The organism is Streptomyces oceani (assembly GCF_001751245.1).
In the GTDB taxonomy this organism is placed as follows: domain Bacteria; phylum Actinomycetota; class Actinomycetes; order Streptomycetales; family Streptomycetaceae; genus Streptomyces; species Streptomyces oceani.
In genome coordinates, this window is record NZ_LJGU01000044.1 from 1 (window position 1) to 357 (window position 357).

1 protein-coding gene is annotated in these 357 nt (G+C 75.4%); it reads right to left on the minus strand.

Features of this window, described 5'->3' with window-relative positions; translation table 11 throughout:
* The coding region (locus AN216_RS00200) for a DUF6457 domain-containing protein (protein ID WP_244502247.1) at positions 1–357 on the minus strand (357 nt) is incomplete at both ends.

Genomic DNA, 357 nt, shown 5'->3' on the forward strand with positions numbered 1-357 from the left:
GCCAGCCGCGCGGCGGCTCGGGAGGCGTCCGCGATGTCCTGCGCGGAGCCGCCCCGGGTGGCCGCGGCGTATCCCACCAGGAACGTGGTCAGGGGCGCGGCCGGGCGCGCCACGCCATGCGCGGCGTCCCGCGCGAGGTCCAGCAGAGCGTCAACGTCCAGCTCGGGACTGATGCCCAGTTCTTCGGCTACCGCGGTCGTCCATTCATCGAGCACCGTGCCATGGTCCCTGATCCTGGCCCGGGCGGCGACGAGGTCCTCCCAGGTGTCGCAGTCCCCCGCGTCGGCCGCCGGGACGCGCCGCAGCCGCAGCTCGGGCAGCAGCAACCGCAGGGGCAGACCGGTGAGCGGGCCGTAC